16 protein-coding genes are annotated in these 15,626 nt (G+C 72.2%); 9 read left to right on the top strand and 7 right to left on the bottom strand.

The genetic code is table 11. The annotated features are described in order from the left end of the window. The first annotated feature begins 41 nt into the window (after positions 1-41). Both JYK04_RS39565 and JYK04_RS39560 read left to right on the top strand, forming a co-directional pair. Positions 42-1,298: a mannosyltransferase family protein gene (locus JYK04_RS39565; protein WP_189744838.1), complete on the top strand. Its 1,257-nt coding sequence runs from the start codon at positions 42-44 to the stop codon at positions 1,296-1,298. A gap of 102 nt (positions 1,299-1,400) precedes the next feature. Next, positions 1,401-2,630: a serine hydrolase domain-containing protein gene (locus tag JYK04_RS39560; RefSeq protein WP_189744836.1), complete on the top strand. Its 1,230-nt coding sequence runs from the start codon at positions 1,401-1,403 to the stop codon at positions 2,628-2,630. A gap of 40 nt (positions 2,631-2,670) precedes the next feature. On the opposite strand, the gene JYK04_RS39555 is transcribed toward JYK04_RS39560, so the two are convergent. Continuing rightward, complete coding sequence (locus tag JYK04_RS39555; RefSeq protein WP_229876687.1) at positions 2,671-3,081, bottom strand: barstar family protein; 411 nt, start codon at positions 3,079-3,081, stop codon at positions 2,671-2,673. An 81-nt stretch (positions 3,082-3,162) separates the two neighbouring features. Beyond that, complete coding sequence (locus tag JYK04_RS42050) at positions 3,163-3,294, bottom strand: hypothetical protein (RefSeq protein ID WP_268254171.1); 132 nt, start codon at positions 3,292-3,294, stop codon at positions 3,163-3,165. Here JYK04_RS42050 and JYK04_RS39550 point away from each other — a divergent pair. The 3 genes from JYK04_RS39550 (at position 3,293) to JYK04_RS39540 (ending at position 5,126) form a co-directional block, all read left to right on the top strand. Next, positions 3,293-3,748 (top strand): hypothetical protein, encoded by a 456-nt coding sequence (locus JYK04_RS39550; RefSeq protein ID WP_189744834.1) that lies wholly within the window; start codon positions 3,293-3,295, stop codon positions 3,746-3,748. The genes JYK04_RS42050 and JYK04_RS39550 overlap by 2 nt on opposite strands. A 220-nt stretch (positions 3,749-3,968) precedes the next feature. Next, positions 3,969-4,199: an antitoxin MazE7 gene (locus JYK04_RS39545; RefSeq protein ID WP_189744832.1), complete on the top strand. Its 231-nt coding sequence runs from the start codon at positions 3,969-3,971 to the stop codon at positions 4,197-4,199. A 96-nt stretch (positions 4,200-4,295) separates the two neighbouring features. After that, positions 4,296-5,126: a class I SAM-dependent methyltransferase gene (locus JYK04_RS39540; protein WP_189744831.1), complete on the top strand. Its 831-nt coding sequence runs from the start codon at positions 4,296-4,298 to the stop codon at positions 5,124-5,126. Between the two features lie 31 nt (positions 5,127-5,157). Here the strand turns inward: JYK04_RS39540 and JYK04_RS39535 are convergent, their stop codons facing one another. After that, positions 5,158-6,117 carry a LysR family transcriptional regulator gene (locus tag JYK04_RS39535; protein ID WP_189744829.1) on the bottom strand — a complete coding sequence of 320 codons (960 nt, stop codon included), beginning with the start codon at positions 6,115-6,117 and terminating at the stop codon, positions 5,158-5,160. Between the two features lie 177 nt (positions 6,118-6,294). Between JYK04_RS39535 and JYK04_RS39530 the strand changes: the two genes are divergently transcribed. After that, a complete protein-coding gene (locus JYK04_RS39530; RefSeq protein WP_189745045.1) occupies positions 6,295-9,768 on the top strand; it encodes a M28 family peptidase in 3,474 nt (1,157 codons plus the stop codon). Between the two features lie 78 nt (positions 9,769-9,846). Here JYK04_RS39530 and JYK04_RS39525 read toward each other — a convergent pair whose 3' ends face one another. From JYK04_RS39525 to JYK04_RS39515, 3 genes are all read right to left on the bottom strand, one after another. Further along, the gene (locus tag JYK04_RS39525) at positions 9,847-10,329 is read right to left on the bottom strand and encodes a hypothetical protein (protein ID WP_189744827.1); all 483 of its coding nucleotides are present in this window, start codon (positions 10,327-10,329) and stop codon (positions 9,847-9,849) included. 82 nt (positions 10,330-10,411) lie between these two features. After that, positions 10,412-11,953: an aldehyde dehydrogenase family protein gene (locus JYK04_RS39520; protein WP_189744825.1), complete on the bottom strand. Its 1,542-nt coding sequence runs from the start codon at positions 11,951-11,953 to the stop codon at positions 10,412-10,414. A 205-nt stretch (positions 11,954-12,158) separates the two neighbouring features. Then, a complete protein-coding gene (locus JYK04_RS39515; protein WP_189744823.1) occupies positions 12,159-12,437 on the bottom strand; it encodes a hypothetical protein in 279 nt (92 codons plus the stop codon). A 97-nt stretch (positions 12,438-12,534) separates the two neighbouring features. Here JYK04_RS39515 and JYK04_RS39510 point away from each other — a divergent pair, with 97 nt between their 5' ends. Both JYK04_RS39510 and JYK04_RS39505 read left to right on the top strand, forming a co-directional pair. Next, positions 12,535-12,924 carry a response regulator gene (locus tag JYK04_RS39510; RefSeq protein WP_189744821.1) on the top strand — a complete coding sequence of 130 codons (390 nt, stop codon included), beginning with the start codon at positions 12,535-12,537 and terminating at the stop codon, positions 12,922-12,924. Between the two features lie 305 nt (positions 12,925-13,229). Further along, positions 13,230-13,880 (top strand): DUF4360 domain-containing protein, encoded by a 651-nt coding sequence (locus JYK04_RS39505; RefSeq protein WP_189744819.1) that lies wholly within the window; start codon positions 13,230-13,232, stop codon positions 13,878-13,880. Here JYK04_RS39505 and cynR read toward each other — a convergent pair. After that, positions 13,847-14,815, bottom strand: a complete 969-nt coding sequence (gene cynR, locus JYK04_RS39500) for a transcriptional regulator CynR (protein WP_189744817.1) — start codon at positions 14,813-14,815, stop codon at positions 13,847-13,849. The two genes, JYK04_RS39505 and cynR, sit on opposite strands and share 34 nt — an antisense overlap. Positions 14,816-14,940: 125 nt before the next feature. Between cynR and JYK04_RS39495 the strand changes: the two genes are divergently transcribed. Beyond that, positions 14,941-15,564, top strand: coding sequence for a carbonic anhydrase (locus tag JYK04_RS39495; protein WP_229876686.1), 624 nt, complete (start codon positions 14,941-14,943; stop codon positions 15,562-15,564). Positions 15,565-15,626: the final 62 nt, after the last annotated feature.

Below are 15,626 nucleotides of genomic sequence, written 5' to 3'. Positions count from 1 at the left end.
CGGTGACTCCGCACGCCTTCAGACAGCCAGGAGATCCCGATATGCCCGTTTCCACCCCCCGCCGACCGGTCGAGCTCCCCGGCTCGCCCACCCCCTGGCCGCCCGTGCGCGAGACCGGTCGCCTCCCCCGCCGCCCCCGCCTCCTGCGCCGGGCCCGCCCGGCGTTCCTGCGGCTCGGCCCGGGCGAGCGCGAGGTGGTGTGGCTGTACCTGCTGACCCGCGTCGGCATCTGGGCCACCGCTGGTGCCGTCAGCTGGCTGTTCCCCGCCGACGGCGAGGCCCACCGTCCCGCCTCGCTGCTCTCGACCTGGCAGCGGTGGGACTGGTGGCACTACCTCCACATAGCCCAGGACGGCTATTTCCCCGACCAGGCGGGGCCCTGGACGGCCGGCTGGGACAACCGGGAGGCCTTTCTGCCCGGCTTCCCCCTCGCCCTGCGCGCCGTCCACACCGTGGTCCCCGACTGGGCGGCGGCCGGAGCGCTGATCTCGTTCCTCTCGGGAGGCGTCGCCGTCCTGGCCCTCGCCCGGATCGCCCGCCACCACCTGGCCGACCTCGAAACGGGCCGCCGCGCGGTGGCCTTCCTGCTGCTCTCGCCGTGCGCCGTGTTCCTCGCCGCGGGCTACACCGAGGCGCTCTTCCTCGCCCTGGCCCTGCCCGCCTGGCTGGCGGCGCAGCGCCAGAACTGGCCGGCGGCCGCGGTACTGGCCTGCCTCGCCTGCTCGGTCCGCATCACGGGTCTGTTCCTCGCGGCCGCCCTCGCCCTGCACTTCGTCCTCACCGCCCGCGGCCGCACCGCCTGGCGCGCGGCCCCGTGGCTCCTCCTGCCGGCCCTCGCCCCGGCCCTCTACAGCTGGTACCTGCACAGCTGGACCGGGGACTGGATGGCCTGGAAGCACGCCCAGGAGCGCGGCTGGTACCGGGACTTCCACGCGCCGTGGGAGGCCTGGGCGAACACCTGGGAAGCCGGCTTCCACCACACCCACCCCACCGGGTACGCACTGATGTGGCAGGCCGAACTCCTGGCCATGGTGGTCGGCGTCGTGCTCCTGGTCCTGCTGGTACGGGGCCGCCGCTGGCCCGAGGCCCTGTACATCGGCCTCACCCTGTGGGCCCTGGGCACCTCCTACTGGTACACGTCCGTGCCCCGCTCCACCCTCCTGTGGTGGCCGCTGTGGATCGGCCTGGCCTCCTGGAGCCTGAAGCGCCCCCGGATCCGGACCGCCTACCTGTACGTCGTGGCTCCCCTGTCCACCGCGGTCGCCATCACCTTCCTCACGGGCCGCTGGGCCGGATAGGCCCTTTCGTCGCTGCGGCGTCGACTGGCCGGTGGCGCACGGTGGGCGTTCCATCGAAGGGTGGGCCCCGTCCCGAGGGGTCCTTCGCGGCAGGAGACCGCCATGACCGGAGTGAGGACCGCGCACCCGGGCCGCGCCCGGACGGCGCTGCTGTGCGCCACCGCGCTGCTCGGCACGGTCCTGCCGGCCGGTGGCGCGTGGGCGGCGACCGGGGCGGGGGCCGCGACCGCGTCGTGCGCGGCGTCCCCCGAGCCCTCGGGCGGCGAGGCGAAGCAGATCATGGACATCGCCAAGGCGGCGCAGAAGGAGCTGGACCTGAACGCCGTCGTCCTGAGGGTCACCCGCGACGGGCGGGAGATCGTCACCGGCGCACTCGGCGAATCGATGACGGGTGTCCCGGCCACGGCGGACATGCACTTCCGGGCCGGTTCGGTGGCCATCGTCTACATGGGCATCGCCATGCTGCAACTCGTCGAGGAGGGCAAAGCAGACCTCGACGACCCGATCTCGCGCTGGCTCCCCGACGCGCCGCACGCCGACAAGATCACCCTGCGCATGCTCGGCGCCTCCACCTCGGGGCTGCGCGACTACGTACCGGACCCGAAGTTCCTCGCGGCCCTGTACGCCGACCCGTTCCGCCAGTGGACTCCCGACGAGCTCGTGGGCATCTCCGCCGCCCACCCCCTGCTGTACGAGCCGGGGACGAGCTGGAGCTACTCCCACGCGAACTTCGTGCTCCTCGGGCAGGCCCTGGAGAAGATCTCCGGCATGCCGCTGGCCAAGGTGATGGAGCAACAGATCACGGGGCCCGCCGGACTGGACAACACCCGCAACAGCTACACGCCCCAGATCGAGGAGCCCGTCCTGCACTCCTTCGACGCGGAGCGCGGCAAGTACGAGGAGTCCACCTACTGGAACCCCTCCTGGACCACCGCACCCGGCGCGGTCCTGAACACCCACATCTGCGACCTGGCCCGGTCGGCCGAGGTCGTGGGCAAGGGTGAGCTCCTCTCGCCGCAGAGCTTCAAGGTCCAGCTCGACCCGGGCACGGTGGGCCTCGGCGGCAACACCCCCGGCTGCGCGCCCAAGGACTGCTTCCGCCAGCTTCCGGCCCGGCACTTCGGCTACGGCGTGATCGTCCAGAACGGCTGGATCCAGTCGAACCCGTCCTTCGCGGGCTACGCGGCCATCCAGGCGTACCTCCCGAGCGAGCACCTGGCCATCGCGGTGTCCACCACGGTCGGCCCCAAGGGCCCCGAGACCAACACGGCGCAGACCATCGCCGGCCGGATCGCCGCGGCCCTGGCCCCGGGGCACTCCCTGGCGGGATGACGGTCCCGCTCCCGCACGGCCGCACGGGCCCTGCGCCCGGTCAGCCCTCCTCCGTCTCGTCCCAGCACAGCCGTAGCTGTTCCCGCAGGTCCGCAACGGATGCTGCCGCGCAGGACATCACGATCACGAGCCTGCTCAGGTCGAGGCCGTCGGACCGCCGCGTGAAGGACCACCGGCGGCCCGCCCGCAGAAGGGTCCTGAAGAGCAGTCGCCGTGTGTCGCCGTCGCCCGGCAGCACCTCGTCCGCAGCCTCGACGATGAGTACGCAGCGGTCCGCGGGCTGCAGCCAGTTGAGATCGCGCAGGCAGTCGAGGAGGGCGTTCCAGTTCCACCCGAAGTAGTCCGGCAGCTTCAGCCGGTCGTAGAACTGCAGGAAGACCGCGTCCGTGTCCCGCATCTCACGGCCGTCGAGGCGCACCACGTACGTCCTGCCGGTCCCGGGCAGCAACACATCGACAGGCAGAACGCCTTGCTCCGGAACGACGTGTGCCCAGGGCACGGTGTGCACTGCGCCACCTCCCCCTCCGACGGCTCAGGCGTCCGCCGGCGTCACAGCGCTCGCAACGTGGCGCCGCTCGCACCATATCCGGCGCCCCACCGCCGCGTTGAGCGGGAGCGGAGCCGGGCGGCGGGCCGCGGTGCCGTGCGGCATCATCTGGATCATGACGCATCCCTCCCTGCCGACCACCGAGTCGGCCGTCGCCGCGATACGGGCCGTCGCGGCCGAGTACCGGCTGGCCGTGTCCGTCACCGACGACATCGGCGCCGACCAGACGTCGCGGCGGACCTCCGCGGCCCTGTTCACCGTCCTCGACCCCGACGGCTCCCTGCCCCACGAGGCGTTCGTCGAACTGGGCGGCAGCCCGGCCGTCAGCGTGCGGATCTTCCCCGAGGACGACGCGAAGATCACCGTCGACGGGGTGGAGTTCGACGACGTCCCCCGCGACTCCGTCCCCGCGTTCCTGAGGTCCGTCTACAGCGGACTGGCCTTCGTGAAGGGACGGTTCTTCCCACCGGGCTACTGGCTCTCCGTCCCCCTGCCCGGCGACGAGACGTACCGGGAGAGCGTCGGGGGCCCCTCGCTCACACCCTGGCTCTCGGGCCGCGTCCGCCCCTGAGGCCGAAGGACACCCCCCTGGTCGGGGCAGGGTGCCGCCCCGCCGACGAGCCGTACGGTGCCTGCGGCAGCGCCCGGGACCGACACGGTCGACACCTGCTCCCTGTGCGCCCGCCGGCCACCGCAGAACCTGGCAGCCCGTACCGGGGCCCGTTCCCCGCGGGCAGTACGCCTGCGCCGAACGGGCCCCCGCCCGGTCACCGGGCGCGCATACTCGGAGCATGGCCGACACCACCACCGTCGAGGTCGACACCGATGTGCACGACCGCCTCACCGTCCTCGCCGCGGACCGCGGACTGAGCCTGCGCGCGTACCTCGCCGAACTCGCCACCGCCCAGGAGAACGAGGCCGCGCTCGCCCGGGCCGCGCGCGCCTTCGAGCGGGCTCTGGAGCGGCCCGGCTTCCGCGAGGGCTTCACCCGCGACTTCGGCCGCCTGGCGTCGCGCGACTGAAGCGGCGGGCGCCCGTGGGACCGCCGACGGGCCGGGTCCGCGAAACGTACCTATGCTCGGAGAAGGGGCTGCACCGAGCCCTGGAGGTCGGCTGTCATGACCGAGGCGAGCGACGCGGCCCAGGCCGACCGCACTCTGAAGGCCCGGCACCGTGTGATGTGGGCGCTGGGCGACTACCAGTCGGTGGCCTCCCACGTCATTCCGGATCTGGGGGCCGTTCTCGTGAAGGAGTGCGGCGTCCAGCGCGGCGACCGGGTGCTCGACATCGCGGCCGGCTCGGGCAACGCCGCCATTCCGGCCGCCCTGGCCGGGGCCGACGTGGTGGCGTCCGACCTCACTCCCGAACTGCTGGAGATCGGCCGTCACCTGGCCGCCGTGCGCGGGGCCACGCTGGAGTGGCGGGAGGCGGATGCCGAGCACCTGCCCTTCGCCGACGGCGAGTTCGACGTCGTGATGTCCTGCGTCGGCATCATGTTCGCCCCGCACCACCGGCCGGCCGCCGAGGAGATGCTGCGCGTCTGCCGCTCGGGCGGCACGATCGGGCTGATCAACTGGACCCCGCAGGGCTTCGTGGGCCGGATGTTCGCCACGATGAAGCCGTACGCTCCCCCGCCACCGCCCGGGGCCGAGCCGCCCCCGCTGTGGGGGGAGGAGGAACACGTGCACGAGCTGCTCGGCGACGCGGTCACCGACGTGGACTCCCGCCGCCGGACGGTGCGCGTGGACCGCTTCACGGGGCCCACGGACTTCCGGGAGTTCTTCAAGGCCTGCTACGGGCCGACCGTCGCCGTCTACCGCGCCGTCGCCGGCGATCCGGACCGGGTCGCCGGACTGGACGCGGCGCTCGACGCCCTCGCCGCCGAGCACACGGTGGACGGGGTCATGGAGTGGGAGTACCTGCTGCTGACGGCCCACCGGCGGAGCTGAACCGCCGCCCGCCCCCGCGACGCCCGGCCGGTCAGTCGAGGACCGGGTGCACCTCCGGGTGGGCGTCCCACCACTCCTTGTGGAAGGGGTTGTTGTCCACATTGGCCAGGTAGGCACGGGCCGCGGCCCGGTAGAGCAGTTCCGCCTGCCCGGCCGTGAGCGCCGCGCGGCTCCACGCGAGGCGGATGCGGCCGATGATGGGGGTGCCGACGAGCGGGCGCATGACCGTGCCCTCCCCCGACGGGGCCGTCGGCTGGCTGAGCGCGACCGCGCGGCCCGCGGCGATCAGGTCGTGCTGCATCTTGCGGTCGGTGATCCGGTAGCGCAGTGAGGGGCTGAATCCGGCCTTCGCGCAGGCGGTGACGAGTGCTTCGGGGCCGCCGTCGTCGTCCTCCACGAGTGTCATCCACGACTCCCCGGCCAGGTCGGCCAGTTCGATGCGGTCCAGCCCCGCGAGGGGGTGCCCGGCGGACAGCCGGATGCAGAACGGCTCCTTCGGGATCAGCGTCCTGGCCAGGGTTCCCTCCGGCAACGGCACCTCGTGGTCGTTGACCTCCCCGTACACGATGGCGTCGTAGCGTCCGGCGCCGAGCATCCGCGCCAGCACGGTGACCGAATCCTCCAGGTCCACGGCTATCTCCCGACCTGACATGGACAGGTCGGTCTGGGCGAGGAGGCCGTCGAGCAGCACGAGCATGATGCAGCCCAGCCGCAGCGGGCCGCCGGTCGACATGGCACGCGCCTGCGCTCCCAGGGCGTCCATCTCGCTGAGCACGCGACGCGCCTTGGCCAGCACGAACTGGCCCAGTGCCGTGGGTTCCACACCGCTGCGGCCCCGGACGAAGAGCTCGCCCCCGGTGACCCGTTCGATGCGGCGCAACTGGGCGGAAAGTGCGGGTTGGGACACTCCGAGCCGCCGCGCCGCGCCCCCCAGGCTGCCCGCCTCCGCTATCCGGCAGACGGCTTGCAGATGCCTCAACTCCAGCTGCATCCGGGCAGCGTACGAGTCGGGCCGCCACGGCACCATAACGCGGACCTTATGCCCCCCGAGATGTCCCAATCTCGTCATGTTCACGCTCATACTCGGCCGCGAACGACACTCATCCCCGACCCCCCACGATCGGAGTGGACGTTGCATCCCAGCAGATGGACGGCGGCCGTGGCAGCGATGGCGCTGACCGCGAGCCTCGCCGGCGCTCTGGCCGGGACGGCATCGGCGGCGCAGCAGGCGCAGCCCTCCCCGTCCCAGAAGAACACACCGGCCGCACGTGCGGTCGCGGCCGCCGACCAGGCCGTCGACAGCGGCCTGGACTCCCTGGTCAACTCCTCCCAGGAACACTACGAACGACGTCTCGTCACCCCCTGGGTGAAGGACCTCTACTCCGTCTCGTACGAGCGCAGTTACCGCGGCCTGCCGGTCGTCGGCGGCGACGCGGTCGTGCTCGCGGACGGCACCGGCAAGGTGCGCGCCCTCCAGTCCGCCTCCTCCGTGCGCATCGACGTCTCCACCCGGGCGTCGGTCTCCGCGAAGGACGCCGAGTCCGCCTCGCGGGCGAAGCTGGCCTCGGTCGACAAGGTCGAAAGCAGCCGGCTCGTGGTCCGGCTCAAGGACGACAAGCCGGTGCTGGCGTGGGAGACCGTGCTGAGCGGCCGGACCAGGACCGCGCCCAGCAGGCTGCACGTCTTCGTGGACGCGCGGACCGGAGCCTTCGTCGACAGCTACGACGAGGTGGTCGCGGGCACCGGCAACAGCAAGTGGAACGGGCCGGGCCCGGTCACCATCGACACCACCAACTCGGGCTCCACGTACACGCTGCGCGACCCGGTCCGGACCGGTCTGAGCTGTGCGGACTACAGCACCGGCACGGTCTTCTCGAAGTCCTCCGACTCCTGGGGCACCGGCAACCCCACGAGCAAGGAGACCGGCTGCGTCGACCTGATGTTCGCGGCGCAGAAGCAGTGGGACATGCTCTCGCAGTGGCTGGGCCGCAACGGCGTCAGCGGCAACGGCCGCAGCTTCCCCGCCAAGGTGGGCCTGAGCGACCTCAACGCCTACTGGGACGGCAGCTCGGTCACCATCGGGCGCAACAGCGCCAACGAGTGGATCGCCGGGATCGACGTGGTGGCCCACGAGTACGGGCACGCCATCGACTCCAACACCCCGGGCGGCACCAGCGGCCAGGAATCGGGGCTCGGCGAGGCCACCGGTGACATCTTCGGCGCGCTGACCGAGGCCTTCGCCAACGAGCCGGCTCCGTACGACACCCCGGACTACACGGTCGGCGAGGTCATCAACCTCCAGGGCCGGGGCCCGATCCGGAACATGTACAACCCGCCGGCCGTCAACAACGACCCGGCCTGCTACAGCTCCGCGATACCCGGCACCGAGGTGCACGCGGCGGCCGGTCCCCTGAACCACTGGTTCTACCTGCTGGCCGAGGGCACCAGCCCCGGCGGCGGCAAGCCCGGCAGCAGCACCTGCAACGGCACCACCCTGACCGGTGCGGGCGTGCAGAACGCCGGCAAGATCTTCTACGGCGGCATGCTGCTCAAGACCAGCAGCATGTCCTACAAGAAGTACCGGACGGCGACGCTGAGTTCCGCCAAGTCTCTCGACACCACCTGTGACCTCTTCAACAAGACCAAGGCCGCCTGGGACGGCATCAGCGTGCCCGCCCAGACCGCCGATCCGACCTGTACGCCGAGCGGCCAGAACAACGACTTCTCCATGTCGCTGAGCCCCTCCTCGGGCACCGTCCAGCAGGGCGGTTCCGTCACCACCACGGTCGGCACCGCGGTCACCACGGGCAACGCCCAGTCGGTGACGCTGACCGCCTCCGGCCTGCCGGCCGGTGTGAGCGCCTCCTTCAACCCGGCCACCGTGCAGTCCGGCCAGTCCTCGGTGCTCACCCTGACCGCGACCGCCAACGCGGCTCCCGGCGCGTCCACGGTCGTCGTCAAGGGCCAGGGCGCGGCGCTCTCCCACACGGTCGACTACGCGCTCAACGTGGGCGGGACCCAGCCCGGCAACGACCCGCCGGACATCGACGTCGCCAACGTGCAGGCGCACCTGGCCCAGTTCAACACCATCGCGAGCCAGAACGGCGGCCACCGCCGTGCGGGCAGCGCCGGCTACACCCAGTCGCTGGCGTACGTGAAGGGCAAGCTGCAGGCGGCCGGTTACACCGTGACCGAGCAGAACTGCACCTCCTGCACCTACCCGTCGAACAACCTGATCGCCGACTGGCCGGGCGGCCCCGCCGACCAGACCGTCATGTTCGGCGCGCACCTCGACAGCGTCTCGGCCGGCCCCGGCATCAACGACAACGGCTCGGGCTCCGCGACGCTGCTGGAGAACGCCCTCGTCCTCGCCCAGAAGAACCCGACGATGACCAAGCACGTGCGCTTCGCCTGGTGGACCGACGAGGAGCAGGGCCTCAACGGCTCCGAGTTCTACGTCAACCAGCTGAGCAGCGCCCAGCGCAGTGCCATCAAGGGCTACTACAACTTCGACATGGTGGGTTCCCCCAACGGCGGCTACTTCATCAACAACGTCAACTCCACCACCGCCGCCCCGCTGAAGGCGTACTGGACCTCGCTGAACCTGGCGCCCGAGGAGAACACCGAGGGCCAGGGCCGCAGCGACGACTACTCCTTCCAGCAGGCCGGCATCCCCACCTCCGGCTACGCGGCCGGCGCCAGCGCCCGCAAGACCTCGGCGCAGGCCACGAAGTGGGGCGGCACGGCCAACGCCGCCTACGACGCCTGCTACCACAGCTCCTGCGACACCACGAACAACATCAACGCCACGGTGCTGAACCGCAGCGCCGACGGTGTCGCCTACGCCGTCTGGAAGCAGGCGGTCGGCGGTGAGACACCCGCGCAGGACTTCTCCATCGGCGTCAGCCCGTCCGCGGGCAGCGCGGCTCCCGGCGGTTCCGTTTCCGCCACGGTCAACACCTCCACCGTGAGCGGCGCCGCCCAGACCGTCGCGCTCTCCGTCTCCGGCGCGCCGGCCGGGGTCACCGCGACGCTCAGCCCGACGTCCGTCCCGTCCGGCAGCTCGTCGGCGCTGTCCGTCCAGGTCGGCGCGAGCACCGCGCCCGGCACGTACACCCTGACGGTCACCGGCTCCGGCACCGTCAGCCACACCACCACCTACACGCTCACCGTCACCGGCGGCGGCACCTGCACACCGCGCCAGCTCGTGGCCAACGGCGGCTTCGAGAACGGCTCCAGCCCGTGGAGCGCGACCACCGGTGTCATCACCAACCAGTCCGGCCAGACCCCGCACGGCGGCAGCTACAAGGCGTGGCTGAACGGGTACGGGTCCACCCACACGGACAGCGCCTCCCAGACGCTGACCATCCCGTCGGGCTGCTCCACGTACCGGCTCGGCTTCTTCCTCCACATCGACACGGACGAGGACGAGAACGTCGTCTACGACCGGTTCACCGTCTCGGTGGCCGGCCAGACCCTGGAGACCCTCTCCAACCTGAACGCGAACTCCGGCTACGTGGAGAAGTCCTACGACCTCTCGCAGTTCGCCGGGCAGACCGTCACCCTGAAGTTCAACGGCACGGAGGACCAGTCCCTGCAGACCTCCTTCGTCGTGGACGACGTCACCCTCCAGGTGAGCTGACGCCCACCTGGGTTCCCGACCGGAACCGGCCCGGCCCGGCCCCGCACCACGGGGGCCGGGCCGGGTCCGTCCGATCGGCTACCTGGCTCGGGCGGCCCGGGTGGCCGGCGCGCCCCGCGTGGCACCCGCCGCGGCCACGGACCAGCCCGCCACCCACAACGCGCCGACCACCAGGGCCGCCACGGCCGTCGCCATGTGGGGAGGCCTGTCCCCCAGGCCCGGAGCCAGCCCGGCCGCACGGGCGCCGAAGCCGATGACCCCGGCCCCGACCATCGCGACGCCCAGCCAGGACACGCCGACCGCGGACCACCGCAGCCAGGCGGCGGCCGGCGGGCGGACCAGCAGCAGGGACACTACCGCCATGAGCAGTCCGAGGCCGGCATTGCCCAGCTGGGCGGCCGTGACGTCGGCGACCTGGGTGTACGCCTCCGGCGGGGCGGGGAATCCCGGCATGCCCAGCTCCCCGTCCCGCGCGAGGTCCACCTTGCTCACGGTGTAGGCGAGCGCTCCGGCACAGGCGGTGAGTGCGCAGACCAGTTGCTTCCTCGGTGATCGGCTCATGGCCTCATCCTGCTGGCCGTGGCACCGCCGCCGCCTCCTCCGCGCGTACCGTCCGCCTCCCCCGCCCGGGGGAGGCGGACTCCTACGGCATCAGCTGGTACTCGGGGAAGTTGCCGGGCAGCCGTTCGCCGTCCCGGCCGTCGGTGACGGCGTGCACGAGCAGTTCCCCGCCGACGAAGGCACCGCGCCAGGATGCGCCGAACCCGCCGAAGAGCTCCTCGCGGTCGCCGCGCGAGCGGGGCTTGCCGTGGCCGAGTTTGAAGGCCCGGATCTGCGGGGCGAGCCGGGCGAAGGTGGCCGGATCGTCGGTGGACAGGGTCGCGACGAGGGCTCCGCCCGAGGCGTTCATCGCGGCGAGCAGTTCCGCCTCGGTGTCGACGAGGACGATCGTGTCGACGGGCCCGAAGGGTTCCGCGTGGTAGAGCGGGGACGAGGCCGGCGGGCTGAGCAGCGTGAGCGGTGCCATGTACGCGGAGGTGTCCTGGCCCTCCAGGAAGCGGGCCGGATCCAGCGTGCCGCGGTAGAGCGGTACGGCGCCCCGCTCGATGGCCTCGGCGGCGTGGTCGGTGAGCTCCTTGGCCTTGGCCGCGTTGATGAGGGGGCCGAAGTCCAGCTCGGGCAGCGGGTCTTCGGGGTGCGCGACGGCGAGCGGGTGGCCGGTACGGATGGACGCGACGGCCGGCAGGTAGGCGGCGAGGAAGGCGTCGAAGGCGGTGCGCTGGACGACGAAGCGCGGGTAGGCGGTGCAGCGCTGCTTGCCGTAGTCGAAGAGTTTGGGGATGACCGCCGTCAGGGCGGACCAGTCGGTGTGCTCCCAGATGCCCCAGGTGTTGAGGCCCTCCTGCTCCAGGATGTGACGCTTGCCGAGGTCGGTGACGGCGGTGGCGATGCGCGCCCCCGTGTCGCGGCCGCCGACGAAGGAGACGCAGCCGATCTCCGGGGAGCGTACGAGGGCCTCGGACAGTTCGGCCCCGCTGCCGCTGACCAGGGTGACGGGGATGCCCTCGCGGCGGATCAGCGCGCCGGCGAGGGTGAGGCAGGCGAGCCCTCCGTCGGTGGGGGTCTTCGCGATGACCGCGTTGCCCGCGAGGGCCTGCACGAGCATGGCGTGGACCAGCACGGACATGGGGTAGTTCCAGCTCGCGATGTTGGAGACGGGCCCGGCGAGCGGGGAGCGGCCCTCGGCCATGGTCTCGATGTGCTCGACGTACCAGCGGACGCCGTCCACGGCCCGGTCCACATCGGCCCGGGCGAGGTGCCAGGGCTTGCCGATCTCCCAGACGAGCAGGAGGGAGAGCAGGTCCCGGTGTTCGGTGAGGGCGTCGAGCGCGGCGGTGACGCGGGCCCGCCGTTCTGGCAGCGGGACGTGCCGCCAGGCGCGGTGCTCGTCGAGGCAGGCCCGTACGGCCGCGCCCGCGGTCTGCGGGTCGAGCCGCGGCGGGCCCGCGACGGGGCTGCCGTCGACCGGGCTGGTGGCGGGCAGGCTGCGGCCGTCGGGCTGCCAGGAGCCGGCCCAGAGATTGAGGACGCGGTCGTCGCGGAAGGCCTCGGGGGCGGCGGCCAGGGACCGCCGCCACGCGTCGGACCAGGCGGTTCCGGGCTTGAGGGCGAGGGTGGGTGCCATCTGTGGTTCTCCGCTCAGAGAGTGGGCGGGGCAGGGAGGTGGCTCGTGTACGGCGGCCCTTCGCACGGGGGCGGCCGCACATCGAGGCTACGGGGCATCACCGCGACCGTACGTACCGTGGGTGTGAAATGGCCGGTGCCGGCTCGGAGCGGCGAGTCGCCCGCACTTCCTCGCGCGGTCCGGATCCCGCGCCTCGGGGGTGTCTTCAGCGCTTGCCGTGGCCCCGTTCGGGGGCGATCATGGCGACCAGCCCGTAGTCCAGCTCCGCGCCGTCGACCAGCAGGGCCTCGACCGTGCGCGTGCTCGGGTCGATGTCGGCCTCCACGCCCTGCCCGCGGTAGCGGGGGTAGCCCGAGGCGCCCGTCTCGCCGGTCGCCTCGACCGTGGCCGACCGCAGGGCCCGGTCCGCGGGGGACTGGCCGCGCAGGTTCTCGATGTGCCCGGGCACCAGCAGGATCTCAAAGCTCTGCGGCTCTGTGCTCATGGACCGAAGCTACCGGATGGGGTGCCCCGGAGCGGGTGTGCACACGCCCCGCCTCGTAGGCTCTGCGGGACCCCCCACACGGATGAAGAGGAACGACATGAGCGGCGACACTCCGGGCAGGATCATCCTCGTGGCGAAGGAGACCACCCTCCGGGGCCTGCTGGAGCGCCTCCTCGTGGCCCGGGGGTTCACGGTGGTCGACGGCGGGACCGGGGTGGACACCGTCTCCCTGCTGGGCAGCGCCGGCCCGATCGATCTGGTGATCTGTGAGCGCACCGGGCCGGGCCTGGACGAGGTGGCGCTGTTCGAGGAGATCCGCCGGCACCCCGAGCACGGGCGGGTGCCGATCCTCGCGCTGCCGCCGGCGGATCCGGAGTGCACGGTGCGCGCGCTGGAGGCCGGGGTGAGCGACTGTCTGGCGAAGCCGTTCCATCCCGCGGAGTTCGTGGCGCGCGTCGAGCGGCTGGCCGGGCCGGCCGCGGCCTGATTCCGCTCTCCGGTCTCCGGCCGGTCGTCCGGATCCGGCCGGTCCGGTCCGGGCCACGCGATTGGCCGGACATCGCCCTGGTCCGGGCCGCCCGGGGTTCCTACGATTCGGGCACCCGGTCTTCACCGACCGGGAATTGTCAGGGACATGCCCAGATTCCCCTTCCTGGGCCTGCCCCCGTTCCACCCTGCACACCGGTCTGTGACGACCCGGCCCCGCTCTGGCCGGCCGCACCCCCACCCACCGGCACGCAGGCATGCCCGCCTGCGCGCCGCCCGGTACCGAAAGCAGTGGATCGGAGAAACATGTCCGGCGGATTCCTCGTGAGCGGCGCGATCGGCGCCCTGCTCACCGCCACCCTGCCCACGCACGCCACCCCCTCCACGATCGTGAACCCGCCGCCCGACCGCATCGTGATCGAAGTCGCCACGGTCAACGGATCCGGGTGCCCCAAGGACACCGCGCAGGTCGCCGTGTCCCAGGACAACACCGCCTTCACCGTGACCTACAGCCAGTACCTGGCCCAGGTCGGAGGCGGCGCCCCGCCCACCGCGGCGCGCAAGAACTGCCAGCTCAGCCTGATCGTGCACGTGCCCCAGGGCTTCACCTACGCGGTCGCCAGTGCCGACTACCGCGGCTACGCCTCGCTCGCGCCGGGCGCCAAGGCCACCGAGAAGGCCTCGTACTACTTCCAGGGCTCACCGGACACCGCCGCGCGCACCCACAACTTCAGCGGCCCCCAGGAGGACAACTGGCAGGCCACCGACGTGACCGACTGGGCCCAACTGGTCTGGGCGCCGTGCGGGGTGCAGCGGAACTTCAACATCAACACCGAGCTGCGCGTGACCAGAGGCACCTCGTCCCCCTCGTCGACCAGCTACATGACGATGGACTCCACCGACGGCAGCATCAACACCATCTATCACCTGGCCTGGAAGGAGTGCCCCGGCAAGTGATCCGCCCCGCTCCCGGCCGCCTCCCGCTGCGCGTGCGCGCACGGCGGGGGGCGGTAGCCGCGTTCCCGGACCAGTGCCGCGGTGAGCTCGGTGAAGGCGCGGGCCGCGGCGCTCTCGTACGCGCTCTCCCGGCGCAGCAGGGTCACCGTTCGGGACGGCAGGGCGGGCTCGAGCGGTACGGGGCGCAGGTACGGGTGGTCGTGGGTGACGGCGTCGGGCAGGACGGTGGCCAGCGTGGTGCGCCGGACGATCTCGGTGAGGGCCTGCACGGAGTTCGCCTCGACCGCGATGTGCGGCCGAACTCCATGGCCGGCGAGGTAGGCGTCGACGTGCTCGCGGGTGGCGAAGTCCCCGCTGAGCAGCGCCAGTCGGTGCGTCGCGAGGTCGCGTACGGTCAGCGGGCCGGAATCCGCGCCGGCGGCGGTGACCAGACCGAGGGTCTCCGTGAACAGCGGGGTCGCGGCGATCCCGGGCAGATGCGGCCCCTCGAAGGCGAGGCCGAGCTCGTGTTCGTCGGCGAGCAGCCCGGCTTCGATCCGGTCCTGGGGCATTTCCCGGATCTCCAGGGTGATGCCGGGGTGCGCGGTGTGGAGACCGGCGACGAGCGGGCCGACGAGGTACGCGGTGAAGGTGGGGGTCAGTGCGAGGCGCAGGTGGCCGCGGGAGAGGTCGGCCAGGTCCAGGACGGCGCGCTCGGCCGCGGCGAGGTCCCGTAGGGCGCCGCGCGCGTAGTGGACGTACGTCGCGCCGGCGTCGGTGAGCCGCACGGCGCGCCCGGTACGGTCCAACAGCTGCACGCCGACGGTGCGTTCGAGCTGCTTCACCTGCTGGGACAGGGTCGGCTGGGAGATCCGCAGCTCTTCCGCGGCGCGGGTGAAGCTGCCGTGTTCGGCGACGGCGATCAAATAGCGCAGGTGACGCAGTTCCAGTGCCATGGAACGACTATAGATGGCATCGATGACAGACATGGATATTGCGTCTTGGACACAATAGACGCAGGTCATGCATGGTGGAACACGTCAAGCCCCAAAGGGGGCGCATCCCACCGCAGGGAGTGACCATGCAGACCACCCACACCACGCAGGCCGGGCCCGCCCCGCACGACCTCGCGGACGGCGTCGCGCGTTTCCGGCGCGAGGTGTTTCCGGCCAAGGCGGACCTCTTCGCCCGCCTGGCCGAGGTGCACCGGCCGACGACCCTGTTCATCGGCTGCTCGGACGCCCGCGTGGTGCCGGAACTGATCACCCAGAGCGAGCCGGGCGAGTTGTTCGTCGTCCGTACCGCCGGAAATCTCGTCCCCGCCCACGCACCGGGCGCGGACGGGGTGGCGGCCAGCATCGAGTACGCCGTCGCCGTCCTCGGCGTCACCGGCATCGTCGTGTGCGGGCACTCCGCCTGCGGGGCGATGACCGCCCTGGCCGAGGGCGCCGACCTGAGCGCCGCCGCCTCCGTCGCGGGGTGGCTGCGGCATGCGGACGCCTCGGTGGCCCGTACGGCGGGCGTCACCGGTCCCGGCCGGCTGTCCGCCCTGGTCCGCGAGAACGTGCGCGCCCAGCTCGCGAACCTGGCCACCCACCCCTCGGTCGCCCGCGCGCGGGCCGCGGGGACCCTGACGCTGCACGGCTGGGTCTACGACATCCGCTCCGGCGGTGTCACGGACGTCGGCCCCGCACCGGCCGGCTGATCCCGCGCGCCCTGCCGCCCCATCCTCCACCCCTCGTCCCGCTCATCCCCTCATCCCCTCAC

Source organism: Streptomyces nojiriensis (assembly GCF_017639205.1).
GTDB classification, from domain to species: Bacteria; Actinomycetota; Actinomycetes; order Streptomycetales; family Streptomycetaceae; genus Streptomyces; species Streptomyces nojiriensis.
The sequence above is the reverse complement of the archived record's forward strand: the minus strand, read 5'-3'. Positions and strand labels throughout refer to the sequence as shown.